This window comes from Methanohalophilus halophilus, assembly GCF_001889405.1.
Classification (GTDB): domain Archaea; phylum Halobacteriota; class Methanosarcinia; order Methanosarcinales; family Methanosarcinaceae; genus Methanohalophilus; species Methanohalophilus halophilus.
In genome coordinates, this window is the sequence record NZ_CP017921.1 from 1,637,225 (window position 1) to 1,663,383 (window position 26,159).

25 protein-coding genes and 1 tRNA gene are annotated in these 26,159 nt (G+C 42.1%); 19 read left to right on the plus strand and 7 right to left on the minus strand.

Annotated features, from left to right (window positions below; all coding sequences use genetic code 11):
• The first annotated feature begins 126 nt into the window (after positions 1 to 126).
• Together BHR79_RS08460 and BHR79_RS08465 are read left to right on the plus strand one after the other, a co-directional pair.
• Entirely contained in the window at positions 127 to 1,743 is a 1,617-nt protein-coding gene (locus tag BHR79_RS08460; protein ID WP_072561916.1) for a hypothetical protein, read from the plus strand.
• Between the two features lie 14 nt (positions 1,744 to 1,757).
• Positions 1,758 to 2,555: an S-layer protein domain-containing protein gene (locus tag BHR79_RS08465; protein ID WP_268765993.1), complete on the plus strand. Its 798-nt coding sequence runs from the start codon at positions 1,758 to 1,760 to the stop codon at positions 2,553 to 2,555.
• A 171-nt stretch (positions 2,556 to 2,726) separates the two neighbouring features.
• Here the strand turns inward: BHR79_RS08465 and BHR79_RS08470 are convergent.
• Positions 2,727 to 2,814 (minus strand) — tRNA-Leu (locus BHR79_RS08470).
• Between the two features lie 99 nt (positions 2,815 to 2,913).
• Between BHR79_RS08470 and BHR79_RS08475 the strand changes: the two genes are divergently transcribed.
• On the plus strand, positions 2,914 to 3,675 hold the full coding sequence (locus tag BHR79_RS08475; RefSeq protein WP_083433072.1) for an MBL fold metallo-hydrolase: 762 nt from the start codon (positions 2,914 to 2,916) through the stop codon (positions 3,673 to 3,675).
• A gap of 3 nt (positions 3,676 to 3,678) precedes the next feature.
• Here the strand turns inward: BHR79_RS08475 and BHR79_RS08480 are convergent, their stop codons facing one another.
• Complete coding sequence (locus BHR79_RS08480) at positions 3,679 to 4,329, minus strand: metallophosphoesterase family protein (RefSeq protein WP_200796361.1); 651 nt, start codon at positions 4,327 to 4,329, stop codon at positions 3,679 to 3,681.
• A 9-nt stretch (positions 4,330 to 4,338) separates the two neighbouring features.
• Positions 4,339 to 5,097 carry a TIGR00266 family protein gene (locus BHR79_RS08485; protein ID WP_072561919.1) on the minus strand — a complete coding sequence of 253 codons (759 nt, stop codon included), beginning with the start codon at positions 5,095 to 5,097 and terminating at the stop codon, positions 4,339 to 4,341.
• Between the two features lie 138 nt (positions 5,098 to 5,235).
• On the opposite strand from BHR79_RS08485, the gene trmY reads away from it, so the two are divergent.
• From trmY to BHR79_RS08545, 12 genes are all read left to right on the plus strand, one after another.
• Positions 5,236 to 5,838 (plus strand): tRNA (pseudouridine(54)-N(1))-methyltransferase TrmY, encoded by a 603-nt coding sequence (trmY, locus tag BHR79_RS08490; RefSeq protein ID WP_072561920.1) that lies wholly within the window; start codon positions 5,236 to 5,238, stop codon positions 5,836 to 5,838.
• Positions 5,839 to 5,863: 25 nt separating this feature from the next.
• The gene (locus BHR79_RS08495; protein WP_072561921.1) at positions 5,864 to 7,156 is read left to right on the plus strand and encodes a tRNA pseudouridine(54/55) synthase Pus10; all 1,293 of its coding nucleotides are present in this window, start codon (positions 5,864 to 5,866) and stop codon (positions 7,154 to 7,156) included.
• Between the two features lie 42 nt (positions 7,157 to 7,198).
• Positions 7,199 to 7,492: a 50S ribosomal protein L21e gene (locus BHR79_RS08500; protein WP_072561922.1), complete on the plus strand. Its 294-nt coding sequence runs from the start codon at positions 7,199 to 7,201 to the stop codon at positions 7,490 to 7,492.
• Positions 7,493 to 7,627: 135 nt separating this feature from the next.
• A complete protein-coding gene (locus BHR79_RS08505; RefSeq protein WP_072561923.1) occupies positions 7,628 to 7,981 on the plus strand; it encodes an RNA polymerase Rpb4 family protein in 354 nt (117 codons plus the stop codon).
• Positions 7,982 to 8,051: 70 nt separating this feature from the next.
• Positions 8,052 to 8,648, plus strand: a complete 597-nt coding sequence (locus BHR79_RS08510; protein ID WP_072561924.1) for a DUF655 domain-containing protein — start codon at positions 8,052 to 8,054, stop codon at positions 8,646 to 8,648.
• A gap of 11 nt (positions 8,649 to 8,659) precedes the next feature.
• Positions 8,660 to 9,463, plus strand: coding sequence for a 16S rRNA (adenine(1518)-N(6)/adenine(1519)-N(6))-dimethyltransferase RsmA (rsmA, locus tag BHR79_RS08515; protein WP_072561925.1), 804 nt, complete (start codon positions 8,660 to 8,662; stop codon positions 9,461 to 9,463).
• Complete coding sequence (locus BHR79_RS08520) at positions 9,463 to 10,056, plus strand: HemK2/MTQ2 family protein methyltransferase (protein ID WP_072561926.1); 594 nt, start codon at positions 9,463 to 9,465, stop codon at positions 10,054 to 10,056. Before rsmA ends, BHR79_RS08520 begins: the two co-directional genes overlap by 1 nt.
• 191 nt (positions 10,057 to 10,247) lie before the next feature.
• Positions 10,248 to 12,197 carry a hydantoinase/oxoprolinase N-terminal domain-containing protein gene (locus BHR79_RS08525; RefSeq protein ID WP_072561927.1) on the plus strand — a complete coding sequence of 650 codons (1,950 nt, stop codon included), beginning with the start codon at positions 10,248 to 10,250 and terminating at the stop codon, positions 12,195 to 12,197.
• Between the two features lie 58 nt (positions 12,198 to 12,255).
• On the plus strand, positions 12,256 to 12,801 hold the full coding sequence (locus BHR79_RS08530) for a hypothetical protein (RefSeq protein ID WP_072561928.1): 546 nt from the start codon (positions 12,256 to 12,258) through the stop codon (positions 12,799 to 12,801).
• An 18-nt stretch (positions 12,802 to 12,819) separates the two neighbouring features.
• Positions 12,820 to 13,677 carry a shikimate kinase gene (locus tag BHR79_RS08535; protein ID WP_072561929.1) on the plus strand — a complete coding sequence of 286 codons (858 nt, stop codon included), beginning with the start codon at positions 12,820 to 12,822 and terminating at the stop codon, positions 13,675 to 13,677.
• A 21-nt stretch (positions 13,678 to 13,698) separates the two neighbouring features.
• Positions 13,699 to 13,983 (plus strand): chorismate mutase, encoded by a 285-nt coding sequence (locus BHR79_RS08540; protein WP_072561930.1) that lies wholly within the window; start codon positions 13,699 to 13,701, stop codon positions 13,981 to 13,983.
• Between the two features lie 14 nt (positions 13,984 to 13,997).
• Positions 13,998 to 14,390: a 5-(carboxyamino)imidazole ribonucleotide mutase gene (locus tag BHR79_RS08545; RefSeq protein ID WP_072561931.1), complete on the plus strand. Its 393-nt coding sequence runs from the start codon at positions 13,998 to 14,000 to the stop codon at positions 14,388 to 14,390.
• Positions 14,391 to 14,394: 4 nt separating this feature from the next.
• Here BHR79_RS08545 and BHR79_RS08550 read toward each other — a convergent pair whose 3' ends face one another.
• Entirely contained in the window at positions 14,395 to 15,252 is an 858-nt protein-coding gene (locus BHR79_RS08550; protein ID WP_072561932.1) for a methanogen output domain 1-containing protein, read from the minus strand.
• Positions 15,253 to 15,310: 58 nt separating this feature from the next.
• Positions 15,311 to 16,024, minus strand: a complete 714-nt coding sequence (locus BHR79_RS08555; protein ID WP_072561933.1) for an ATPase domain-containing protein — start codon at positions 16,022 to 16,024, stop codon at positions 15,311 to 15,313.
• Between the two features lie 288 nt (positions 16,025 to 16,312).
• On the opposite strand from BHR79_RS08555, the gene lonB reads away from it, so the two are divergent.
• The 4 genes from lonB to BHR79_RS08575 all read left to right on the plus strand — a co-directional run bounded on the left by lonB (position 16,313) and on the right by BHR79_RS08575 (position 21,838).
• Complete coding sequence (lonB, locus tag BHR79_RS08560; protein ID WP_072561934.1) at positions 16,313 to 18,205, plus strand: ATP-dependent protease LonB; 1,893 nt, start codon at positions 16,313 to 16,315, stop codon at positions 18,203 to 18,205.
• A gap of 25 nt (positions 18,206 to 18,230) precedes the next feature.
• The gene (locus BHR79_RS08565; protein WP_072561935.1) at positions 18,231 to 19,565 is read left to right on the plus strand and encodes a TldD/PmbA family protein; all 1,335 of its coding nucleotides are present in this window, start codon (positions 18,231 to 18,233) and stop codon (positions 19,563 to 19,565) included.
• Positions 19,565 to 20,881 carry a TldD/PmbA family protein gene (locus BHR79_RS08570; RefSeq protein WP_072561936.1) on the plus strand — a complete coding sequence of 439 codons (1,317 nt, stop codon included), beginning with the start codon at positions 19,565 to 19,567 and terminating at the stop codon, positions 20,879 to 20,881. Before BHR79_RS08565 ends, BHR79_RS08570 begins: the two co-directional genes overlap by 1 nt.
• A gap of 132 nt (positions 20,882 to 21,013) precedes the next feature.
• The gene (locus tag BHR79_RS08575; RefSeq protein WP_072561937.1) at positions 21,014 to 21,838 is read left to right on the plus strand and encodes an ATP-binding response regulator; all 825 of its coding nucleotides are present in this window, start codon (positions 21,014 to 21,016) and stop codon (positions 21,836 to 21,838) included.
• 27 nt (positions 21,839 to 21,865) lie between these two features.
• On the opposite strand, the gene BHR79_RS08580 is transcribed toward BHR79_RS08575, so the two are convergent.
• A complete protein-coding gene (locus BHR79_RS08580) occupies positions 21,866 to 25,570 on the minus strand; it encodes a S8 family serine peptidase (RefSeq protein ID WP_072561938.1) in 3,705 nt (1,234 codons plus the stop codon).
• A gap of 137 nt (positions 25,571 to 25,707) precedes the next feature.
• Entirely contained in the window at positions 25,708 to 26,124 is a 417-nt protein-coding gene (locus BHR79_RS08585; RefSeq protein ID WP_169818162.1) for a GNAT family N-acetyltransferase, read from the minus strand.
• Positions 26,125 to 26,159: the final 35 nt, after the last annotated feature.

A 26,159-nucleotide genomic window follows, 5' to 3' on the forward strand; every position in this document is an offset into this window, starting at 1 on the left:
TATGGATAGTCTAAATTGTTTTAGACGTAATTGGGGATGATATTCAAAAAAGATATTATTATCCATCTTTTTTATTATTTGGATGAAATATTATTTCTTGTCATTATACTATCGAGAGGAGTGGGGATGAAAAGTAAACAAAGAATGTCAATTTGTTTTGGAATAGCATTTGCTTTGATGATTGCAAGTATCACAATGATGATAGGCCCAGTATCTGCAACCACAAGTGATCAAGAGCATATATTTCCTGATAAAACACCATTACAAAATTCAATAATGGAAAACATGGGACAGAGTGAAAGTAGTAAGTATTCAATTATGAGCACTTCCAATACTTCATTCAATCCCAGTAATGTAGAATACAAAACAGAAGTATTGGAAAAGAGCAAAAATCATATTAAATTAAAAGGGACAACTATAATTCAGTTTGCTAATCCTATAGAAGCCGGTCATTCTGATAACAAGTGGCCTAAAATACAGATATCAGAAAATCCAGAATTTATAGAAGAAGGAACTGTAGTCCCGGGGGAGTATGATCAAGCTATAAAGGATTATATACTGTCCCAGATTCAAGAAATTGAAGATGAGGAGGAAAGAGAAGCAGCATTATCAGCATGGGAAAATTATGATTTTGAGTCTGGACCAAGGGAACACACGATTACGGAATATTATGAAATAACTTATCCAGAGGAGTCACAATCGGTTATGTACTATGCGGCAGCATCAGATTTTCCTGCAGCCACCAATGATGTTCTCATGGGTTTTACTTATGAAGCACCTAATATTGATTGGATTATTGAGGATAGGGTGACTATAATTGGATTTGAGATAGCTCACTACAAGGCAGGTATTGAATTCGATGCAGCTTTGGGATTGCGGTTGCCAGCAGAGGTGACAATAAATCACCCTAGTAAGATGTATGAGCCTGGATCACACATAATGTCTTCATCCATAAATGGAGTAGATTGGAATGCAGATCAATATATTGCAGCAAATGTACCAGCAGAGAATGGAAATGAATTCGTAGCTCGAATGGATGCTTTTGCAGGGATAATAGTTGAGATTCTTGGAAAAACGGTAGGTGATTCGGGAATTGATATAGACAAGGACTATGGTGACTCTTTTGAAACACCTTTTGGCCCCGATGAAGAGTTTCCACTTCAAAGTTTATCTTTAAGTCCTGATGATACAGGGCTTAAATGGGGTATTGATGCTGTCAGTTTAGGAATAGGTCTGACAATGGACCCCAACATTGGTTCAGAAACAATTAATGCTGACTGGACTGCCAGTGGTGATGCTACAGGAAAAGGAACAATCATTTACAGTCACCCCGATGAACTTTATAATTTCGGACCATTGATTGCAAATACTTCAGCTTCCTCTTCTAACTATGCAGACATACAGCTTTCTGATTTTGAATACCATTTCGATAAATGTAATTTTGATTTGTATGCAAACATCGATTTGGAGATATTGAGTATTGATTTCGATATTATCGAAATACCAATAATACACAAAGATGTAAGTGAGGTCACTGGCGGTTTATACGTTGGAGTACATGAGGGGACAAACGCAGATTCTGCTAATGTCATTATTCCTGTAATAGAAGAAAACAGTTATGTTAAAGGAATGGTGTATAGTGGTAAAGACCTTCATGATATCATCGGTGTCGATGGTGAATATATTCAAATGGATGGAAGAAACTTTGAAGGTTTCTTGTATGAATCTCATGAAAAATCTTAACAGAGACTTTCAGAATATTTGGTGGAACTAATGTCTCTGAAAGAACTATCGAAGAGGGTGGACTTACCTACATTTCCACCATCGAAGGAATCAGTTTTGAGTCTGATGCGTTTGAAGAGACCTACTATAATATCATTGGACTCTTTGGAGATGTGTATGTCCCTTTAAAGGGTAACACGCCAGACAAACTCGCCAGGTTGCTTTTGGACTGTTGTGAGGAATACAGACTGGTTACAGGGGAGACACTCGATCTTGGAAGCGGTTATGAACTAACTGTAAAGCAGATTTATGTGAAAGATGATGAAGTCTGGATGGAATTATCCAAAGAAGGTGTACTTATTGATGATGAAATAATAGATATTTCAGATGGTGGGACATGGATTCTGGATATGGATATTGAGGGTGAAAATGATGTTGTAGTATTCAGAACTCATGTTAATAATTTACTCAAAGATGGAAATCTTGTTGTGATTGATGGTCTCTGGATGATTGATTATGATGACGTTTTTGTCATCGAATCCGGTGATTCATTTGGTATACTTGAAATCGATACTATAGGTTCAACATGGCTGGCCATGTACAACAACGACACAATAAACCTGACTAGAGGTTCAATTCAGGAAATTGGAGGTGGTTTGAAGTTCATGGTAGCTGATTCCAATAATCTGGAATTTACCCTAATCAAAGAGCGTACAGAATATCCTAATTTGTGCCCAGTTCGTGAAGAAGAAGTACCAACATCTTCTCCCTTCATGACGGCGGGTGTGCTTGGGATTGCTCTTGTGCTTTTCCAGAGAAGAAAACAGAAATAATTGTGGAAAATGAATTTCATTTTCTCTTTTATTTTTATCAATTAACAATTATTTATTAATATAATACAGAATAAGTTAATTAATAAAATATATAAAGTAATAATGGGTGTTGAACTTTCGATACTTTTGTCAAGGGTTGCATTTTTCTAGCCTACCTATAACCCTAAGATTTGGTGCGAGGGGAGGGATTCGAACCCTCGAATTCCTTCGAAACCGGATCTTAAGTCCGGCGCCTTTGACCGGGCTGGGCAACCCTCGCAGGAAGAGTTTTAGAATTAGCCTTTGCCGGTTGGTTATGAATGGGGTTTATAAAGCCATTCGGAATCCATAATTAGAGTTAAGTTACTTAAACCTTATTATGGTAAGCATGAAAATACAATTCCTTGGTAGCGGTGTGGCAATTCCCCAACCCGGCAGGGTGCAGTCCGGGATTGCAGTTGAGACTGAAAACGACAATTTATTACTTTTTGACTGCGGGGCCGGTGTGCTGCAACGCCTCTATGAAAGTGGTCGCGATCCCAGGGATGTCGATGCAATCATCCTGACCCACCTTCATCTGGATCATGTGGCTGATGTCCTGCCCCTGCTCAAAAGCCGCTGGTTGTGCGAGAAAAGGGATTGTGTCATCTACGGGCCAGAGGGCACCCGGGACTGGCTGGACGGCCTGATCGGGCTGTATCCCTATTTACAGGGCAGGTTTGACCTCTCTGTCATCGAACTCAAACCCGGCCGGCAAATTGCACTTGACGGTAATGATTGCCGGCTCAGCTGTGCCCCAGGAATGCACAGCGTACCCTCCCTGGGTTACAGACTGGAAGATGGAGGGAAAATAATGGTATATAGCGGGGACACCCAACCCTGCGACTCCCTCATGGAACTGGCACAGGGAAGCGATGTCCTCATCCACGAATGTTCGTTCCCTCCGGGTTTTGAAGTCGACTTCCACACCACACCGGATATGCTGGAGCCCTATCTCGGAAAACTTGATACAGGCAAACTCTACCTGACCCATCTCTACCCTCAAATGCAGGGCCGTGAACAGGAATCACTCGAATATATGCGCAGCCGATTCAAAGGTGAGGTGCATATCGCCTCGGACCTGCTGGAAATCGATCCCTGAGTTTCAGACCTGCAGCATCTCGATATCCAGCTTCCCCGAATTCTCATCCAGTTCGATAAGGACAGCCGATCCTTCTGAAGCCATACCGGTGTTCACGACAGTTGTACCTGCCACTTCCATGACTCCCTTGTCCTCATGGATATGGCCACAGACGATCAGGTCCACCTTGCCCAGCATATCGGCTACAGCCTTGCAGCCCACATTACCGGCTTCGATGCGATCCAGTGTGCAGTAAGGGGGTGAATGGGACAGCAGCACCAGGTAATCTCCCTTTTGTCTTCCTTCAGCAGCCAGTTTGTCCAGGGTGGCTGCAATTTCCTCTTCCTCTATTTCGTAGGGAGTTTTGAAGGGTGTGGGGTTGGATCCGCCCATCCCTATGAAAGCCACATTATCCATGGTCCACAAACGCTCGTGGAGATTTATGGCCCTTGACTCATCCAGAATACTGCAGATACTTTGCAGGTCACAGTTGCCCGGAATGGCCAGGGTTGGTTTGTCAAACATTCCCATCATCTCCAGGGCCTGCTCATCCGGTCCGAAGTTGGTAATATCTCCTGCAACCATTATCAAATCCACATCCCCTGCCCTCTCAAGTATGGCAGGGATGCGGGTATAATTTCCGTGTGCATCGGACATTGCAAGTATACGCATCATTTATGCTCCTTAGAAGTTCTTATCGCCGCCGAGGATGCCGCTCAAGCCGCCGCCTTCGCCCCTGTTACTCTGGGAACCAAGGCCTGTTGCAGCCGATATCCTGTCAGCCAGCCTGGAGAATGGCAGGCTCTGCAGATACACCGTACCGGGCCCTGATACTGTAGCAAGGACCACTCCCTCTCCGCCAAAGAGTGCATTCTTAAATCCGCCTACCAATTTTATGTCATAGTTCACAGATTCAGAAAAAGCCACAAGACAGCCGGTATCCACACGCATGGTCTCTCCTGCACTCAGTTCTTTTTTGATTATCGTTCCACCGGCATGCACAAAAGCCAGCCCGTCTCCTTCAAGTCTCTGGAGAATGAAACCTTCTCCCCCGAAAAGCCCGGCACCGATTCTCTTGGAAAATGCAATACCCACCTCTATACCCTTGGCAGCACACAGGAAAGCATCTTTCTGGCACAGGAAACTTCCACCCTCTTCATTCAGGTCTATAGGAATAATCTTGCCCGGGTATGGTGCACCAAATGCGACCCTTTCCTTACCGTCTCCCTCATTGGTAAAGGAAGTGATGAAGAAACTTTCACCGGTAACCATTCTCTTGAGTCCCTTAAAAAGTCCGCCGCCTGTTGATGTCTGCATTTTGATGTCCTGGCCCATATACATCATGGCTCCGGCCTCTGCCCTCACACTTTCGGAAGGGTCAAGTTCGATCTCCACAAGCTGCATGTCATTCCCAATGATGTCGTAATCGATTTCGTCTGCCATTTGTGTGACTCCTGTTGGATTTACAATAATTTAATACTCCTTTAAATTTATAAACTTGGTGAATTAGCAAAATACATAATCAAATTTAAATAGTACTGCATATTTTATCGCCATCAGAACTTGAAAGGATAAAACACCATGAAACATTTTCTCATTATTGCCCATAAGGCGCATACCGCCGATGATTTTTCCCTGAATGACCTGCCTGGTTCTGCCGGTAGGATGGATATACTGTGCAGGTGCGTAAACTCAGCCCTTTTTCTATCCCATGACCTGCGCCGGGACGTACAGATCCACCTGCTGCTTCTGGGAGAACCCGACCCTGGCAGGGTTGTCAAATTCGATGGTGAGAATGTACGTTACCTGAATCCGGATGAAAGAAGCAGCGGCTCCCTTATCAAAAAGGCACTTGATAAGGATTCTTCTGACTTTGAGATTCGCTCTACCCCCGGTGTCACCGTGCGTGATGCAAGCCTATCCACCCTCCTTTCGGAATTCAAGCAGCAGGGTTGCTCCCTTTATTATCTACTTGAAGACGGAAAGGAAATCCGGGAAGAAACCCTTCCCAGAGGGGATATGGTCTTTATTCTGGGTGATCACAACGGTGTTACTGAAGAAGAAGAGGCACAGATAGAAAAAGCCGGTGCAATAAAACTTAATATAGGTCCGATCTCGCTCCATTCAGATCATTGCATTACAATTTTGCACAACGAACTCGACCGCAGGGAAAAAGAATATTAACCTTTTTGCTATTGGAAGTGAATACATGACCATAATGCAAACAGCAGCACGAATCATTGAGGAAGGCCCAATATGCGATAATTGTATGGGCAGGCAATTTGCCCGCTTGCTTACTGGCCTGACAAATGCTGAAAGAGGAGAGGCTATCAAACTAACCCTCTCTTTAGACGCTGCACGCCTGATGAAAGAAGAAGGCTATAAGGATTTATTGGAAAAACTTGCTCCTTCCAACTCTTACGCATGTAAGACACTGAATGCCTCCTGCGAGGAAGAGGAATGCTGGGTATGTATCGGGCTCTTTGATAATCTGGATGAATGGGTGGACAGAGCCATAAAGGCTCTTGAAGGACTTGAGTATTCCACTTTTGTAGTGGGTACAAAGGTTAGTGGACTGCTGGCTGAGAATGAAGAGATCCTCTGGGCTGAATGCGGGGCTGACTATGCCGAGCAATTGAAAACCGAACTTAACAGGGAGATCGGAAAACGCCTGGCAGCCCGCAGCGGCAAGGAAGTAAACATCAAAATGCCCGATGTTGTTGTTATGCTTGACATAGCAGAAGAAAATATCATACTGGAAATCCGCTCGGTTTACGTGGAAGGTCGCTATCGCAAACTTGTGCGCGGTATACCCCAGACCCGGTGGCCCTGCCGCAAATGCAAGGGCAGGGGATGTCAGAGCTGTGATGATACAGGAAAACAATATCCTGAATCCGTGGACGAATTGGTTAGTGAACCTGTAATTGAAGCATTTGGCAGTGATGATACTAAATTCCACGGTGCTGGAAGGGAAGACATCGACGCCTTAATGCTTGGTGCAGGTCGCCCCTTTGTAATCGAAGCTCTTAGTCCGGGTAGGCGTGACTACGATCTTTCAGACCTGGAAGAACAAATAAACAACAAAGCTGACGGGAAAATTGAAGTTGAAAGTCTCAAATTTGCGGACAAGGCCAGAGTTCAGACCCTTAAGAACTCTACGGCGGATAAAGTTTATAAGCTTAAAGTTACATTCAGTGCCCCTGTTACGGAAGATGCCATCAGGTCTGCTCTTGACAAACTCAAGGGTAATCTTATCGAACAGCGCACACCGCAAAGGGTGTCGCATCGAAGGGCTGATATTGTAAGGAAACGACAGGTGCATTCGATAGAACTCCTCGAATATCATCAGGATTATGCAATAATCAGGGTTGACTGTGAAGGCGGGCTTTACGTGAAAGAGCTTATATCCAGTGACGAGGGACGTACGACACCGAGCCTCACCGGCCTGCTTGGAATTGATGCAATGGTTGAAGAACTCGATGTGGTCGATGTGAAGATCTAATTAACCGAATTATAATTTATATATCATCAACGGAGGAACATTATGCCAAAATCAAATGGTGAAAGATACTGTACAAGATACAAGCTTAAAAAGTCAATCAGGGAAAGAGGTCTCTCTCCTGTGAGCAGGGCAATCCAGAGTTTCAGTGAAGGACAGAGAGTTCATATCGATATTGACCCAAGTGTCCAGAAAGGAATGCCAAATCCCAGATATCAGGGTAAAACCGGTAAGGTACTTTCTCAGCGCGGGCGTGCCTACATCCTTGAAGTACGTGAAGGAAATGCAAATAAGCAGGTAATCGTCCTGCCACAACACCTTAAACCCCAGAAATACTGATTTCTGGTTAGAAATGTAAATATCAAAGGCCTGCAGAAATAGCTATATCTGCTTTGCCTCTGATAGTTTAGTCTGTTGCATTATTCCTGCCTTAATGGCAGGTCAACTTAAGGCAGAAAGGATGAGTGCTTTCCAATGATAGTTAAAAAAGTTCTTGATGAAGAATTACTTACGTTACCCGAGGTCAGGGGAATTCTCCACCAGATTCTGGAAGAACGTGTCAATAACGAAGAAGAGCTTGGATATGAGCTGCGTAAAGCCATAAACCATGCAGACATGTTCTCAAGGACAAGTGCTGAAAAAGCACGCGAGTTTGTCAACAAATTGCTTGAAGTGGAGAAAATGAAACCGGAGATTGCAATTCGGATAGTGGACACAATGCCACTTTCCAGGGATGAACTCCGTACACTTTACGCTAAAGAGAGATATACTCTCACAGATGAAGAGCTTGACACCATCCTTGAACTCGTAATGGATTATATGGAATAAATTTATATTCCATATACGACTTTTTCTTTTAGATAATATCAATAGTCTTACTTGCACCGTGGAGGATATAATGAATACAAAGGGGAAACAAACTGAAAGAGAAGAGTACGCATGGGTTCTGGATTATCTTCCTTATGGAAATCCTAATGATCCGCGTCCCACATACCAGAAAATACCCTTAGTTCAGGCAGTGGGTGATTCTAAATTCGTACTCATGGAACTTGTCCCCAAGGAAAAAGTCACTCCTCAGATACAGTCCAGGGTTTATATTGGAGAGGGTGACAGGGAAGAAATTGATCATGTCAAGCATCGGATTCATTACAGTGATCTTACAAGTGGTGCACAACTTGAGCTTCCATATGTACTGGAGCAATCGGTAAAACATCATGAGGAGCGTTTTGTAAAATTCTTCAATGAAGCTCATCCAATAACTACTCGCCAGCACATGCTAGAGCTTTTACCCGGTATTGGCAAAAAACTCATGTGGGCGATAATTGATGAACGTAAAAAGGGTGAGTTCAAAAGTCTTGAAGAACTCCATGAACGTGTGGGTGGAGTACATACGCCCCAAAAGGCTATTGTCAATCGTATCATGGAAGAACTGAAAGACGATAATATCAAGTACAGACTCTTCACAAGACCACATCGCCGCCCCCATAATGAATAAAGGGTGTAGGTGTGGTATACTCTATTCTTAAAAAATATGGGATCAGGGGTGGCTTCCTTGACCAACATTTTTTGGTAAATGAACCGATACTGGACTCAATAACAGAAGCTGCAGACCTGCAAGATGATGATGTTGTGCTTGAGATAGGCGGTGGTATCGGAAATCTGACAGAGCGTCTGGTCGCCAGGGCAGGCAGGATTATTGTGATTGAAAGGGACCCCCGTCTGGTGGCAGTGCTGCAGGATCGGTTCCACGAAGTATCCAATATTGATATAATTGAAGGGGATGCAATGAAAGTTGAACTCCCTGCCTTCAATAAAGTGGTAGCAAATTTACCTTATTCGATTTCCTCTCCCATAACTTTCCGCCTTCTTAACCACGGTTTTGAAAAAGGGATTTTAATGTATCAGTACGAGTTTGCCAGAAGAATGGTGGAAGTGCCAGGCTCAAAGATTTATGGTCGCCTTTCGGTGGATACACAGTATTTTGCTGATGTCAGGCTACTTCGCAAAATTTCTCCCTCTGCTTTTACTCCAGCTCCAAAAGTCTGGTCTGCAGTAGTCGAAGTGATACCCAGGCCACCGGTCTTTGAGGTTAAGGATGAGCAACTATTTTTCAGGGTTGTTGAGGCGGCCTTTGGCCAGAGGCGCAAGAAAATGAAAAATGCCCTTACGAAATGCAATCCACCCCTGGCAAATCAGGAAGATATTCTTCGATTAATTCCTGAAGATTTCCTGGGAAAACGTGCCGAGCAGCTTTTTCCAGAGGATTTTGCAACCATATCCAATATTATCTATGAAGCAAGGGATAACTAATGGCTCCCATCTCATATCGCAATGCTTATGTTAGCATTGAAAAAGATGTGTATGAACCTGCAGAGGATTCTTTCTTACTTGCAGATGTTGCTGTAGACCGTATTAGTGATGGTATGAATGTGCTGGAAATGGGTGTGGGCAGTGGCTTTGTTTCTGCAGTGATTGCCGCTAATAAGAACGTAGAACCCATAGGCTGTGACATAAATCCTGATGCTCTTGAATGCGCATATAAGAACGGAATTCAGGTTTTCCGCAGTAACCTTTTTGCAGGGCTTACGAAAAAAGGATATTTTGATATTATACTTTTTAATCCTCCCTATCTTCCGACATCCGAAGACGAAAAGGTAGAGGGTTGGCTCAATTATGCTTTTGATGGAGGAGTTGAGGGAAGGGATACTATAGCAACCTTTTTTGCTGAAGTATCTGGCTATCTCAAACCCGGCGGGAGTGTTCTGTTATTCATTTCTTCCCTTACAGGTAAGAGGGAAGTATTTGATATCATAAAGCGAGAGAGGTTCAGTGGCTATGTGGTAGCTGAGACCCGTTCGTTTTTTGAAAAATTGATGGTTATTGAATGTAAACACAACTGCTGAAATACAGGTGTATTTTTCAGTATTTAATTATTTTTAAATAATAAAAAAGAAAAACCACCTTTATTAAGCGAAAGGAAAACGAAAGGTTTATCGTTGTACAGGTTGACGGTATTGTTGCATAAGAGAAATTAAAATTTCAATCTTAAATTAAATATAATATTTCCTACTTAAAAATTGCCAGAGGGTTACAAATGAAATACAGTCTTGGTATAGATGCCGGTGGAACATATACAGATGCCGTAATCCTGCGGGATTCGGATGGGAAGATTATTGATCATGGAAAGGCCCGCACGACCTATCCTGATTTACTGGATGGAATTCAGGAAGTGCTTGACGGCCTGGACCAGGCATATCTGGAAAAAGTATCTCTGGTATCGGTCTCTACTACTCTTGCAACCAATACTATTCTGGAAGGTACAGGTTATCCAGTAGCTCTTATCATGATAGGGGAAGAGGTTCCAAACGATTCATCAATCAAATATTCAATATCTGTACAGGGGGGCCATTCTTCCGGAGGGAACGAAAAATATCCCCTTGACATGGATTCTATAAAAGAATTTGTAGGAGAAGTTCAGGATAAGGTATCGGCATTTGCGGTTTCTTCTTATTTCAGTGTAAGAAACCCGGATCATGAATTGAAGGCAAGGGAAGTTATAGATGCAATGACCGGTTTGCCTGTGATTTGTGGTCATGAACTTTCCCAGTCTCTGGGAGCATATGAAAGAGGTGTTACAGCCTATCTAAACGCCCAGCTTTTGCCCATATCTACCCGGTTTATGGAAACAGTTGCATCTGAGATAGATCGAAGGGGAATCGATGCAAAACTTATGATGCTCAAATGTGATGGTTCCATAGTGGGTATGAAAGAAGCTCTCAAACACCCGATCGAATCAATATTTACCGGTCCTGCAGCAAGTCTTGTTGGTGCTTCGTATCTTGCCAAAAGCAAGGATTGCCTGGTCATTGATGTCGGAGGTACAAGTACCGATGTTGCTATGGTTATTGATAATCTCCCTGAAATAACCGATGAAGGGGCAACTGTTGGTGGTTGGCCAACCAAGGTGGAAGCCATCAGAATGGAAACCTCTGCAATGGGGGGGGACAGTCATGTGTGGGTCAAGAATCATAATGTTTTCATAGGCCCACGCCGAGTCGTTCCTCTCTGTGTGGCTGCCAGTAAATATCCCGCAATCACTACAAAACTCAAGAAAGGACAGAGTATCCTGAAAAGCCAGCTAGGGGAAAATATCCAGCCCACAAAATTCTTCATCAGAACCAAACAGGAACCCATTGAACTTACAGAGCGCGAAGAAGATCTTCTTTCCCGCATAAAGGATGAACCCCTGACAGTTAGTGACATCTACTGGGACAGTAAAGCATTGCCATCGCCTATGGTCATGGCAAGCCTGATCCAGAAACGTCTGGTGCAGGCCATTGGTTTTACTCCAACGGACGCCCTTCATGTTCTTGGGGAATATGATGAGTGGGACAGTGAAGCTGCCAGAGTCGGTGCAGAAATACTTGGATATTTCGCAGATCTGGATGCTGATGAAATTGCCGGTAAAGTTAAAGATGAAGTTGCAAAGAACATGGCACAGAACCTTCTTTCATATGTCTTTCATGATCTCGAGGATTCACAGATCAATAAAGTTGTCCGTGGCAATCATTATGGTGGATTTCATGTGGATGTTCCCGTGGTACTTCTTGGAGGTCCTGTACAGGCCTATGTAAATGATATGCAAAGGTTAGTAGATGCGGAAATAATCCTGCCTGAATATGCCGAGGTTGGTAATGCGGTAGGGGCTCTTGCAGGTAAGGGGATAAAGCGTATTGAAGTGCTAATTCGTCCGAATTTTGGTGAATCTAAATATAATCTACGTCCTTCTTCTGTATCATTGTTCTATCCCGGCGGGAATGAAAATTTCAAGTCCCATGAAGAAGCTGTGCAGGCTGCACGTGAGATCGGTCATAGATTGATAATGGATTACATGCATGAAGCCGAACTGGACGAAGGTGAAATAACTATAGATGTTGACCGCAAGGATGTTCAGGTGCATGGGGTCGGTATTCCAATGGAAACAAGGTTTACTTTCCTGGGGGTTGGGGACATCAAAATGGGGAAGAAAGATATAAGGATATAATTTTCCTTTTTTTCTTCCCTTGATCAATTTTAAATAAAAGGTAGCTTTATTTCCATCTATGCTGGAATTTAGAAAACAAGAGCCTTACAGTCTGCGTACCAGACCCGATATTGTAGAATCTGAATACGATTTTCGACAAAATCTGGACATTTCGGATGTAAATGGTGTATTGTTCAATGTTCTGGCTTCCCGCAATTCATCCACTCTTGCAGAATATGATGCTGTCTGGTGGAGGGAAAACAGGGTCTGTTTTCTGGAATATAAAGATTCAACTGCTGCCTATCGGCGTATGAATGCAAAACGGGCACAACAGGTTCAGGACACATCCAGGAACCTGGCTCGTACATATGGTTTCCTGGAATTCAATTATTCACTTGTAGTTAAAGGACTGGAGGAAAAGACTACAAAGGGAAGTGTTGCAGTAATACCACTTGAAGATTTGTCTTCATACAGGCCGGAATTTACTTCTGCTCATGTTGAACTTGATTTTATTGACAAGTTGACGGATAAATACAGCAGGGAGAAAAATCCCGTTGAATTAGAGCGGGATACAATTATTGCTGATATTAGTAAACTTAAAGAAATGTTTGAACAGCAACTCTGATAGAAGGAGAGATTTTTCATGACTGTAACAGGATATGGGCAAGCGTTGGGTGCAGGCACCATCCTCAATGCAATTTCTACCTGGAAAGGTGCAGCTTTTGGATTGGACCTCAAGACATTTGCCAGGGTTGAATTATCACAGGGTGATGGTCCTATAGAAGGCATCATTGAAGAAAATGGGGATATGGATACCACTCTGATCGAGAATGCAGTTGGTATAACTCTTGACCTGTTTAATTTGAAAATGCAGGGCACGGTACAAACAAGAAGTGAAATTCCTCATGCAAGCGGACTAAAAAGCAGCAGTGCTGCTGCTAACGCTGTTATTATTGCTACTCTGGATGCCATAAAAGAATCAATGGAACCCCTGGATATGGTAAAATTAGGGGTCGAAGCTGCTAAAAAATCCGGAGTGACAATCACAGGGGCTTTCGATGATGCCTGTGCATCTTTTTTTGGTGGTGTGGTAGTAACTGATAACAAAGAAGATATTCTTTTCAAACGCATCAAGAAAAACAGTGAAGTACTTGTTTTTGTTCCTCCTCAAAAGGCATATAGTTCGGAGACTGACGTAACAGGATCAAAATTAATTGGACCCTGGATAGACATGGCTTATGACCTTGTTATCCATCGGGAATTTGAGAAAGCAATGACATTAAATGGTTTTCTCTACTGTGGTGCTTTGGGTTTTGATACCAAACCAATGATGGTAGCCCTTGAAAGTGGCATTGAAGGTGTCACCCTTTCTGGTACCGGTCCTGCATATGTGGCAATGGGAGATAGCTCTGCTTTGGACAAACTTGCAAAAGCCTGGAAAAAAAATAGTACGGGCGGAAATGTGATAAGGACAAAGATCAATAATGAAGGGGCAATTTAAACCAGGTAACTGTTGGTTTTTATGACAATCGAAAATGTAAGACAGGAGATCGAGAATATTGATAGGGAACTGGTGGAACTCATTGCAAAAAGAGTTGAATTTGCAGATGATATCTTAAAATACAAACACCAGGCCAATCTTCCTATCAATGACGACACACAAAATGATGTGGTAATAGAAAGAGCTGTGTATATTGCTACTGAAAAAGGTTTAGACTCCACTGTGGTAAAACAGATTTTCAATCTCCTTATACAGATGAATATAGAAAGGCAACATGAATTAAGCGGCGAAGGTAATCTTCCCTGAAAAGAGGTACAAAAATGGTAGATATTGCAATAGTAATGGGATCTGAATCGGACCGGGCAATTTCGAATCGTGTAACCAATGTATTGGACAACACAGATTACAGTTATGATGTACAGGTAATTTCTGCTCACCGCAATCCCGATGAACTGGATGAATATGTAGGTAAGGACGAAGCTTTCGTTTACATTGCGATAGCCGGACTTTCCGCCGCACTTCCCGGCGTGATAGCATCAAAGACTGGCAAACCTGTAATCGGGGTGCCTGTGGGTGCCAAGCTTGGGGGACTGGATGCATTATTATCCACAGCACAGATGCCACCGGGTGTACCGGTTGCGACTGTTGGTATTGATAACGGGGCAAATGCAGCTCATATGGCAATTCGTATCCTGGAACTCAAAGGAGAATGAGTTATCATTCTCTTTCTATACAGATATCAAAACAACAATGGTCGTCCCCATTGCCCATTGTTTTATTTACGTTAACTTCGCCGTCGGTGACTCCGTTAACCATTTTTGAGAAAACTCCGGTAGTGAGGTTACACATTATGGGGTTTATTTTACTTTCTTCTCCCCATGGGCACTTGTGTGCTTTTATGATCGAACACCCGTTTTTGTCACCGTCACCGTCCACAAAATAACTGGCTCCCAGTTGATTCATAGCCTTACAGCAAATTTCGGCTACATCTTGTGAGTCTGTAGTTTCTCCTTCACAACCAGTGCATGAACTACGTACAATATCTTCCACCATATCAACCATTTGACGAATGATTATTTTCTTCTGTTCGGGTGGGGCACTACTTAGTAGTGAGGGAATAATTGAGGTCAAAACCTTACGAATGTGGTTTTGCATTTTAAGATGTTCTTTTTCAGTCACCAGCTCATCATGAAGACTTTTGATGCGCAACAATGACTTTACACGGGTTAGAAGCTCCACCCGATTTACAGGTTTTGTAAGAAAATCATCTGCACCAACTTCAATACCTTTAATGCGGTCCTCTTTTTCAGACAATGCAGTTACCATTATGATCGGGATATGGCGTGTACTTTGTGATTCTTTTAGAGATTTAGCAACATCATAGCCACTCATGCCCGGCATCATAATGTCAAGAAGAATAAGATCGATTTCCTTTTCTTTCACTTTTTGGAGGCATTCCTCTCCACTTTTAGCCAGAGTAAGTTCGTATAATTGAGAGAGGTATGCTTCCATTAAATCCAGATTTTGTGGTTCATCATCCACTATGAGTATTTTGGGTGTGATTTCGCTTTCCATATTTTCTGTGTTACGTTAGGAATACTTGGCTAATAAATCTTTTTAACAAAAAGGGCTATCAAGTATCTTTTTTGCCCTTTATATCTATGCCTTTTGATGTAATATCAAACGGAATAGGGTCAAGGGAAATGGCTGTATTTCTCATCTTTGGTGTGAAAATAAAACGCTCCATTTTCCCAGTGTAGGGATTTTCCTTTACCAGTAACTTAATGTTTCCAAAAGTCGAGTAATCTGCGACCTCATGGGTCATCTGGTGGGCAGCTTCATCCATCACAAACAGTGTTGTTGCATCTTTTTGTGAAAGTAAAAGGTTTAATGTATCAAACTGATCACGAAATTCCCGTGTTGTTAAACCAATTGCGAAAACTCCGATATTATCTATTACTATTACTTCGGCATCATAAGGTATCATTTCAGGCAGACTTATGAGGTCAACCTCTTTTAAACTCAATCCATCTATCATTTCAGCAGCTTTAGTTACGTTCCGACTTCTCATTTCCAGTATTTTTACAACTTCAAGTAAACCGTTTTTTATATATTCGTCAAAAGGAAAATCAAACATTTTTGCCTGTTCGGTAATATCCTCTTCAGTCTCTTCTGTTGCCATTATAACAGATTTTTTCCCATATTCGCATGCCTGGTTTATTGCGTGCATTGCAAAAATAGTTTTACCAGATCCGGGGGCACCGGTGATAAGAATCCCTTTTTTTCCCGGATATCCATCACCAATCTTTTTGTCAAGACCTTGAATTCCTGTAGATAACCTTTCCATTGGCACACCGCTGATTACTATACAAGTCTTTATATATAGAGTGTTTCTTCCTTTTAACAAATTTCCTGCACTTTATGTTTATTGTAATCATGTTATGAGCCTGAAAATAGGTAAATATAATTGTCACAACATGCCAGACAAATTTTCCCGAAAAGGACAGGTTGAACGGTTAAATATATTTATCAGGAATGAGTTTATTTCATGCATTATACCAATCTACTGATTATATACTTTTGATAGACTCTAGAAATTGTGAACTTTTAATATTGATTTAAACGTGAGTAAACTATGGCGGAAGAAATGGCTTCTAAAGATGAGGAATTGGAAGAATCATTTGACACCACCAGTTCCATCGAAGTGCCTAAACTATTGATCGACCAGATCATTGGTCAGGATCATGCGGTGGAGGTTGTCAAGAAAGCTGCAAGTCAGAGGAGACATGTGATGATGATCGGTACTCCTGGTACCGGTAAATCCATGCTTGCAAAGGCAATGGCTGAATTGCTTCCAAAGGAGGAACTGCAGGATATCCTTGCATATCCCAATGTTGAAGACAACAACAATCCACGTATTCGTACCGTTCCTGCCGGAAAAGGTAGGGAGATTGTTATGGCTCATAAAATGGAGGCCAGAAAGAAATCCCAATCAAGGAACATGTTGATGATGTTCCTTATTTTTGGTATTGTGATGTATTCTTTCTATGTGGGTCAACTTCTCTGGGGTATCATTGCAGCTATAATGATGCTTATTCTTAGCAGGCAATTTATGCCAAAAGAAGAAATGATGATCCCAAAGATGCTGGTTTCAAATTATGAACAGGATAATGCTCCGTATATTGATGCCACCGGTACCCATGCAGGAGCCCTTCTCGGAGATGTCAGGCATGACCCATTCCAGTCAGGTGGACTGGAAACCCCGTCTCATGACAGGGTGGAGAGTGGAGATATTCACAAGTCCCACAAAGGTGTACTCTTCATTGATGAGATCAACACCCTCAGGATTGAATCCCAGCAAAGCCTGCTTACGGCAATCCAGGAGAAAGAATATCCGATTACAGGTCAGTCAGAGCGCAGTTCCGGCGCCCTTGTGAAAACAGAACCGGTTCCATGTGACTTTATAATGGTAGCTGCAGGTAATCTGGATGCTGTGGAAAAAATGCATCCTGCACTCAGGTCACGTATAAAGGGTTATGGATATGAGCTCTACATGCGTGAATCCATGGAAGACACTGCTGATAACCGCAAGTATCTTGTTCGGTTCGTGGCACAGGAAGTTAAGCGGGACGGACATATACCTGATTTTGATCAGTCAGCAGTTGATGAAGTCATTCAGGAAGCTCGAAGGCGGGCCGGAAGAAAAGGCCATCTAACTTTGAAATTGCGTGATCTTGGAGGACTTGTGAGAGTAGCAGGAGATATTGCACATGCTGAAGACACAAAGATCACCTCTGCAAAACATGTACTTGCAGCCAAGAAAATGGCACGCTCCATAGAACAACAACTTGCTGACAGTTATCTGGAAAGAAGAAAAGATTACCAGTTGTTTTCCAAGAAAGGTGCTGCTGTCGGTAAGGTCAATGGGCTTGCTGTAATGGGAGGAGATTCCGGAATAGTCTTGCCTATTATGGCAGAAGTAACTCCTCCACAATCACATGCTGAAGGCAAAGTAATTGCCACCGGTATGCTCAAGGATATTGCTAAGGAAGCTGTTCTTAATGTGTCAGCTGTGATCAAAAAGGTGACAGGCCAGGATATAATGAATAGGGATATTCATATCCAGTTTGTCGGTACCTATGAAGGAGTTGAGGGAGACAGTGCTTCTGTGTCCATTGCAACGGCCGTAATTTCGGCCATTGAAGGTATACCTATTGATCAGAGTGTTGCGATGACAGGTTCCCTGTCTGTAAGAGGCGATGTATTGCCGGTGGGCGGTGTAACCTACAAGATCGAAGCCGCAGCCCAGGGTGGAATTAAAAAAGTTATTATACCCTGGACTAATAAGGATGATGTGTTGATTGAAGAAGCTTACAAGGATCAGGTTGAAATAATTCCTGTCAAAACAATATCCGAAGTTATAGAGCACAGTCTTGTGGGCACCAAAAAGGAAGGAATTCGGGATAAACTCAAGGAGCTGACAGATATGAAAGTTGATCTGGAAATTCCTGAATCCGTGCCCAGTTAAACAATACTTACAGGGAATCCAGTAAATGAGAGAATCAGAATTTCATGATGTGAGGTGGATAGAGGGAGAATCAACTTCTATCCTTCTCGACAACGGGAAAGTAGAGGACATAAATACCAACTATGGTAATGGTTGTGGGGTACGTGCTCTTTGTGGCGGTTCCTGGGGTTATACTTCATCTGAAGGGGTCGATGGTATTGATGCTGCAATAAAAGCAGCTATAGAGTTGGCTTCTGATGTGAATAAACACAGTCCAAGAGAAAAAGTAACTCTTGCATCTTACTGTGAACCCAATGTTGACAATCTGCCGTCTATAAAGGAAAATCCCCGGGATGTTGCGGTTGAAGAAAAGGTTGAGTTGTTGAAAGACCTTTCCAATAATGCTTCATGCAAAGGAATTAGCAGTACATCTGCATCATACTCTGAATCTACCTTTAAGGTTCATTATACAAATTCTGAAGGTGCGGATTGCGAATATGAACTTACTAGAGTAGGGTTTGCAATTTCAGCCATTGCTTCAGACGGTGCAGCCTATCAGGTAGGAAGAGAAAGCAACTTTGACGTATGCGGTTATGAAATGTTCCGTGACCCTGGAATTCTGGAAAAGGCACAATCTGCCGGAAAGACAGCTGTGGATTTGCTGGGTGCCCGCCAGGCAAAAGGAGGCAAAGGTCCTGTAATTCTTGACCCGGAACTTGCCGGGGTATTTGCCCATGAAGCGGTTGGACATGCTTCAGAAGCCGATCTGGTGCTGGAAGGAAGTTCAATTCTAGCAGATAGAATAGGTGAAGAAATCGCTTCACCACTTGTTAATATCATAGATGACCCTACACTTCATAAGTTCGGTTACTATCCCTTTGATGCAGAGGGAATGAAAGCTCATAAAACAGATATTATCACGGATGGAGTATTAAATTCATATCTACATTCCAGGGAAACCGCAGGTAAACTCGGTGGCGCATCAGGTAACAGTCGCAGTCAGGGATACTCTGCACCTGTTGTCAGAATGAGTAATACATATGTTGACAACGGAAATTCAAATCTTGATGAAATGCTGGAAGAACTGGGTGACGGAATATACCTTGCGGGTACCCGTGGAGGACAGGTTAATACAGGTGAAGGAATCTTCCAGTTCAATGCCGAGAAAGGCTATATTGTGGAAAATGGGGAAATCGGAGATCTTGTGCGCGATGTGTCCCTGTCTGGCAATACTCTGGAAATCCTGAAAAATGTTTTACTGGTAGGAAATGATCTTAAAATGCATTCGGGTAGATGTGGCAAAAGCGGTCAGGCAATTCCGGTATCGGACGGTTCCCCCCATCTTCTCATTTCTGATGCCCTTGTGGGAGGTGTCCAGTAATGCAGAATTACGATATTGGCAACCAAGTCCTTGAATTTGCCAACAAATATGGAGCAGATGAGGCTGAGGTCTTCATCTCAGCAAACCAAGTGACTTCTGCAAGTGTCCGTCGCAGCCTTATTGAAAGTGCCAGGAATCAACAAAGCCAGGGATTGGGGATAAGGGTTGTTAAAGATGGTGCAGTGGGATTTGCAAGTACTAACATTTTCAATCGGCTTGAGGAAACTGTGAAAAGTGCGATTGCAATGGCAAAGGTACGCGATTCAGATGAAGATTGGAAAAACCTGCCTTCAAATGGTAAATATCCTGCTGTAAATGGCATTTTCAGTAAAAAGGTAAATGAACTTGAGCTTGAAGATTGCATCTCCCTGACAAAAGAAATGATTGACGGTGTTTGTTCTTTTAGCGATATAATAGCCCCTTCAGGTTCTTTTTCTCGTATGATTTCCAACCAGCTTATCATGAACACTAACGGTGTTGAAGTTGAGGAAAAGGGCACTGCAGTATCGGGTTTTATTGATGTGATCACAACTTCCGATATTCCATCTACTGCATACGATTTCCGTATATCCCGGGATATGGATATTGATTTTTATGGAATCGGGAAAGAAGCCGCAAACCTGGCCAATTCCTGCAAAAATGGTGTTTCTGTGGAAAGTGGACAGAAGGATGTCGTATTTCATCCCTTTGCCTTTTCGGACATAATGGAATCTTCATTCTTATCTTCAATAGAAGCGGATAATATACAGAAAGGCAGATCCAGCCTAACAGGAAAATTGAACACCGATATTGCAGCCAGAGGTCTTACAATAACTGATGATGGTATCCTGAATGGAGGGATTGCATCTTCGATTTCTGATGATGAGGGTACTCCTTCACAATCCACCGGTATAATCAAAGATGGCTTACTCAAATCTTACATCTATGATTCCTATACTGCTGGTAAGGAAGAACGGTCCAGTACCGGCAATGCTGTAAGAGGTTCCTATTCTTCCACTCCAAGCGTTGGTACCCGCAATGTTGTTTTTGAACATCCAGCTTCTGACATAATTTCTGAGATAAAAGATGGAGTATTTGTTACAAATGTAATAGGTGCACATACTGCAAACCCGATCTCCGGAGATTTTTCAGTGGAAGCTCGTAATGCTTTTGTGATTAAGGATGGCCAGATAGAAAAACCGATCAAGTCCCTTATGGTGTCTGGCAATATTTTTGAGTTGCTCAGAAATGTGAAAGGCGCCGGAGATGATGTCCGGATTGTTGGTAGTATTATTACCCCTTCAATATGGGTATCTAATATGAATGTAATAGGCTGACTGCTGATTTTAATCAGTAATCATTATATATAACCCTCCCTAACTATGTATATACAAAATCAAATACCAAAAGTTTTTCAAATTCACTTGATAAATACTGTTCAGACGGAACTATAATAACCAGGTGTCAATATGACAGATGAGGGGATAAGGACAAAAATTCTTGTAGTCGACGATGAGCCTGATAATGTCGAATTACTTACGGCTTATCTATTGAATGATTATGACATTATTCCTGCTTACAGTGGTAGTGAAGCACTGGACATACTGAAATCCTGTGAGGATGACCTGCCGGATCTTATACTCATGGATATAATGCTCAAAGATGGTATGGATGGTGTAGAAGCTGCCCATTTCATAAAAATCAATTATGATATTCCTTTAGTTTATATTACGGCTTATGCCGATGATAATATAATGCGAAGGGCCAAACTCACGGAGCCTTTTGGTTATATCCTCAAGCCATTTGAAGAGTCCGAATTACGTACAAACATAGAAATTGCGTTATACAAATATGAAATGGAACGCAGGCTCAAAGAAAGCAAGAAATGGCTTACTGCTGTGCTCAATAGTATCGGGGATGCAGTAATTGCAACAGACGAAGAGGGCCTGGTCAAATTCATTAACCCATTTGCAGAAGCTCTAACCGGTTGGGATCAGGATGAAGCAATTGGTTTGCCTTTGTCAGAAGTATTTGTGGTTGAGAATGAAGTTCCTGGTGAAAAGGCCGATGATCCAATCCAGAAAGTCATGAAGGAAGGTATGTTTTACGGCCTTGGAAGTCATACAGTGCTTGTTACTAAAAGCAAAACCCAGATTCCTGTAGATGTAATTGGCTCTCCCATTCGTAATGAAGCAGGTAAACTACTGGGTACTTTGGTGTTGTTCTATGATATCTCTGAACGCAAACGTGTTGAGAATATGATTTATTACCAGAATAGTCAGAAGGATATGTGATCTTATTAAATAACGGGTTCGTATTCTTTATTCAATTTTTCTTCTTACAATAAAAGCTATTATCAAAATCCATGCAGGAAGCATTTTGTCCATTATTTTTTCTGGACCCAATGCATTTTTCTCTGCTTTTCCTGATACATTATTGACACTTTCATTTGTGTCTGTTTTTTGTGTATTCAAGTTATTAGTTTCAGCAATCACATTCTCATTTTTGGTATTGGATTTTAATATCTTTTTGCTTCCTGCAATTACAAATGGTGAATTGAGGTATTTATCGGTAGCAGTTTTGAAATGTACATAATTGCCAGCCTGATCGATATATTCTGTTGGCAGTGCAATCCATTGACCGTCTTCAAAGACTTCCAGATGAATGTTCTCTATGTCGATATTCTCTTGCGTAATCCATTCCTTTTCCACCTTGAAAGTTACTGAAGAATTCCTGATGTGATTTTCAAATCCACTACTGCCTACCCAAATATTGAAATTCATGTATACTGTATCAATTGGTGCCTTATTTGCTAGTGTTGAAGTGTTTTTCAGAATTTCGATGATTAATTTGACCTGCCCGCTATTTCTAGATGATATAAGGTCAATATTGCCAACAAGATTTCCTTTTTCTTCGAAATTATATATGGTGGGTATTTCGGCTTTGACTGATCTAATGGAAAAATCCTTGTATTTTATGTTTGAATAGTCTTCACCTGTTGCAGAACCTCCGCCTCCTCCACTACTTCCTTTTTCGTCATTGGAATCACTTGGTTTGTCCTGAGCGTCATAGATGGTAGAATTATTCCAGGCTGTATTTCCAGAAGCATCAGTAGCCGAAATATTTACGGTATTGGTACCAGAATTTGCGATTAGTGTACCGGTATAGTTGTCGCCTGTATCCAGAGTCAGTTCTATAGGAGAAGACATTGAACCGTTGTAAGCGGTGACATTCATAATACCGATGTTATCACTTGTGTTGACCTTTATTATTACCGGATCATCAACAAAAGGAGTCGGAGCGTCAATGCTTATATTATTGATAACGGGTTTTTCATCATCTCCTGCAATGTAAAAAGTATCATTATACCAGCCAGTGTTACCGGAGTTATCGGTAGCTGAGACATTTACTGTATTGAGGCCTGTTTTTGAGATTAGTATACCGGTATAGTTGCCATTGTCATTCGATGTAAGTTCTACAGGAGAAGACATCGAACCGTTGTAAGCGGTGACATTCATAATACCGATGTTGTCGCTGACATTGACTTTCAAAGCAATATCTTCCCCAATATCAAGGATGTAATTATCAAGAATTACCGAAGCGATAATAGGGGTGGTGACATCTTTCCCTTCATAAGAAGTACTGTTATCCCAGTGAGTGTTGGAGGCATTATCTGTCACAGAAATATTTACACTGTGCTGGCCATATTCAGCATTGAAGGTAGCAGTATAATTTCCGGAGGTGGTGTTGTAATCCAGGGGAATTGACGGTGCCGTTCCATCCGTAAAAGCGGTGACATTTCCTATACCACTTTCTGCATCAGTGGCGTTGACATTCAAGGTGACCGTTTCATCGATAGCCGGTGTATAATTGTTCAGGGATGCGGAGTAAACCACGGGAAGCAGGGTATCTTCTTTTGTAGTAGCAGTATCATTTTGCCAGGTTGTGTTGATGTTACCATTCACATCAACCGTTTGTGTGGCGATTTCATAGGTGGTATTTGGATACAGGCCAGTAGCATTGTAAAATTCATTGGATACATTTTCTTTTAATTCACCATCAAGATATATCATTGTGTGATTGAAATCAGTATCATCCGGATTTGTCCAGGTCCAGTTGATCCATGTAACGCCATCGGCGGTCTCATTAAGGTTACTGACGCTTGTGGGAGCTGTACTATCAATAATTGCGGAAAACACTAGTGAAAATGCCTGAGGGCCTTGATTGACACTTGTCCCATTGACACATACTCTATAGGTTCCTTTTTCAGGAGATTCTATCAGAACTTGTTCAACATTGTTGATTCGATCTGCCCCTTCCCCACCATTTCCATACAGGACAGTACCATTGGAATTCATAATCGTCAAATCCAGATCATTCACAAGTGCCTGATCCGCACCAATGGCTCCTGGATGATCTGTCCACACAAGAGTTGCCTTAAAAGGTGTCTGGTTTGATTTAACATATTTTTCTGTCTGCCATGTTTCACCGGTATTAAGGGATATATTATCATAATATGTCACCTCAGCAGGTGCTGGTGGAAAAAGAGACGCAGTGAGATTGATCCGTCCCCATCCCTGTGTTGTTCGATTGTAACCAAGATCATCAGCGCCATTGATAAGGGTTGCTTTGAGCAATGCAGCGGTTGGGTTTATGGATAGGTTCTCCATATAATACTGCCTTACAAGAGCAACCGTACCGGCAGCAAGCGGTGTTGCCATGCTGGTACCACCCATGTAGGCATAACTGTCATTGAGTGGTTCCCAGAAAATAGAATCATTATTAGTTTTGCTGGAACGGGTGGAGATTATCCAGGTACCCGCAGCCACAAGGTCGGGCTTGATCCTTCCATCAGCGGTAGGTCCCCGGCTACTGAAAGAAGCAATCTCATCTGGATCATCCCCCAAGTCTCCTTTTTCAGGTCTCAGATTTTCCGTGGCACCTATTGCGAGGATATTCTTGGCGGTGGCCGGCGAACCCACAGTGTAATTTCCATTTTCACCATCATTGCCAGCGGCAAACAATACCAACATGTCCGAATGGTTCCACATGAATTCATCTGCAACCTGTGAATAGGAAGTATAGGAATTTTCTTCACTTCCCCAGCTGTTACTGTGAATTCTTGCATCTTTGGTATAGGCAAAACTGAGTAGTTCAAATAAGTCTTCTGAGGTACTGAGGCCAGTGAGATTGCCGTTTTCATCTCCGATTGCCTGGAAAACCAACTTTGCTGCAGGGGCTGTACCGCTATATTTTCCTCCAGAAAGGAAACCGTTGCCCAGTGCAGAACCTGCAACATGGGTACCATGACCATGGGTATCCGAGGCATCTTCATCTCCCCACGAGGAGATATTGATGATACGTCCCTCTATATCATCGTGCATTGATTCATCGTTAATACCGGTGTCCAATCCAGTGTCTGAGATTCCTATTATCTGTCCTGATCCGGTAAGGCTATAGTTTTGGTGAATGGTTGTTACATTCATTATTTTGGAGGCATTATTGTTTAAGATGACAGGAGGATGATGCTTTTCTATCCACTCAACATTTTCTAAAGCAGCAATAGAATCAATAAGTGAGGAATTAATATGTACTTGCAATAATCTGGAATTGCCGGATTGCACAATTCCTCCCATTTTTTTGATATTTTTCGTTGTATACAGGGCCTTATCATTTCTGTAAAATTTGATATTGAGTGTGATATTTCCCTTTATTTTCCTTATTCCGGGTTCAATTTTATATCCAGGCTTTATTTCACCCATCCATTTGAAATAGGGAAGTGCCTTTATGTGACTGGCTTTTGTATCATTAAGATAGAGAACATAAGCATTTTCAGGGATATAACCATAAATGCGACTGATGTTTTGGATTTCCTCTTGCCATTTTGGTTGGATTATTCCCTTAAATTGCACTATAAAATATCCTTTTTCGAAAGGAGCGACTGATTGGGTATGGAAAGTAGAACCTGCTTCATCTGTATTTATATGGGAATTCTTGAGCAATATCCAGTCACTATGATTCTGCATTTGCTCTGGATTTTGATCTGCACTACCCAATGGAATCAATAAAATGATGATACTTACTAAAAGCAATAATCGAAAATGCATGCGACACGTTCTATATTTTCAATATTATTTATTTGTTTGTTATTTTGATTGCTATTCTACCATACAAATGCGCATCCAATATGAGCAATTCCTGCATCATAATGTATTCCCTCATATTCGCAGAAGCCAAATTTTTTGTAAAACCCCATCGCCCGAATCCGGGAACTTAAGTGCATCTCAATTGCACCTTCATGTTTTCCTTTCTTGATCAATTCTTTCATTACCAATCTCCCAAATCCCCGGTCTCTGGAATTGGAAATCACACATACCCTGCCTATGTAAAACATATCATTTTTTTTAAACAACCTGCCGATTGCAATTGGTTTATTTTTATCAAAAATCGTTATGTGTGTGGCGATTGGATCAATTTCAAGTTCTTCAGGGATGTCCTGCTCGCCGATGAATACCTCTTTGCGTACCTGATAAACTTCATCAAAACCATCAAGGCCTTCTGTCCAGCGTATTTTGACCAATTCCATTCTCCTTACGTATGCTTTATTTGAAGGTA